The sequence below is a fragment of the Corynebacterium sp. UBA2622 genome (assembly GCF_002339505.1).
In the GTDB taxonomy this organism is placed as follows: Bacteria; Actinomycetota; Actinomycetes; order Mycobacteriales; family Mycobacteriaceae; genus Corynebacterium.
In genome coordinates this window covers 241,037-242,310 of the sequence record NZ_DDJO01000023.1, presented here as the reverse complement: position 1 = coordinate 242,310, position 1,274 = coordinate 241,037, and the positions used below count along the sequence as shown (strand labels likewise).

Genomic DNA, 1,274 nt, shown 5'->3' with positions numbered 1-1,274 from the left:
CCGCCCGCCGCGGCACGGTGCTCGTGGTCAGCGACGCCGGGATGCCGCTCGTATCCGACCCGGGCCACGCCATCCTCACCGCCGCGCACGACGCGGGCATCCCGGTCACCTGCGCGCCGGGCCCCTCCGCTGTGACCACCGCGCTGGCCCTGTCGGGGCTGAACGTGGGTCACTTCATCTTCGACGGCTTCGCCCCCCGCAAGGCGGGCCCGCGGAGGGCGTGGCTTCAGTCCCTGGCGGCCCAGCCGCGCGCGGTCTGCTTCTTCGAGTCCCCCCACCGCATCGCGACGACCCTGCGCGACGCGGCGGAGGTCCTCGGGCCGGACCGGCGCGCCGCGGTCTGCCGCGAGCTGACGAAGACCTACGAGGAGGTCAGGCGGGGCCGCCTGGGCGAGCTGGCCGAGTGGGCCGCGGGGGGCCTGCGCGGGGAGATCACCGTGGTCATCGAGGGCGGGGAGCCCGACGCCCCGGAACCTGCGGATCTTCTCGAGCTCGTCTTTGAGAAGGTGGACGCCGGGGCGCGGCTCAAGGACGCGGTGAAGGACGTCGCCCGGGCCCACGGTGCGAAATCGGGGGAGCTTTACGACGAAGCCGTCGCCGCCCGCGCGGCGCGCTGAACCCCCGTTTTTCTGCCGGCCGGGCGCGGACCCGGTTCGTAAAAACCCACGCCATGGGTTAGCCTGCCTTCTGATTTCCAATTCTTTTCCTTGGTATTTCGGATATTTGCAGAAGGAGTAGCAGGTATATGGCGCACGACGAGCCCGATTCCACGCACGCGTCCACACCCGGCGCGGCCGATCAGGCCGCCGGGTCCACCAGAGCCTCGGCCGGCAAGGGCGGGTCCGCCCGGGAGGGGGAGACCCAGGATGCCGGACCGACCCAGTCCGCGACGAGCGAGCTGGCCTCCCTGCTCGAGGCCGACAGCCGCGGGCTGAGCCACGACCACCTCGCCGACGAGGAGACCGTCTCCCACGCGGCCGAGGACGAGAACGCCCGCATCGACTGGTCCATCATCGCCCCGCTCGCGGTGGTTGTCGCCGGGGTGGTGCTGTGGGGCCTGTTCGGCGCCGACAGCTTCTCCGCGTTCGCGGATGCGTCGTTTAGCTGGGTGATCACCAACCTCGGCTGGGCGTTCATCCTCTTCGGCACCGTCTTCGTCTTCTTCATCCTCGCGATCGCGTTCTCGAGCTTCGGTACCATCCGCCTGGGCCGGCCGGACGAGCAACCCGAGTTCAGCACGGCATCGTGGATTGCGATGATGTTCGCCGCGGGCA

At 70.6% G+C, this 1,274-nt stretch carries 2 protein-coding genes; both read left to right on the top strand.

What is annotated here, in order from left to right:
* A partial coding sequence (gene rsmI / locus B3611_RS10135; RefSeq protein ID WP_291314953.1) for a 16S rRNA (cytidine(1402)-2'-O)-methyltransferase occupies positions 1 to 617 on the top strand: 617 nt, incomplete at its 5' end.
* 128 nt (positions 618 to 745) lie between these two features.
* The coding region (locus tag B3611_RS10130) for a BCCT family transporter (RefSeq protein ID WP_414646334.1) at positions 746 to 1,274 on the top strand (529 nt) is incomplete at its 3' end.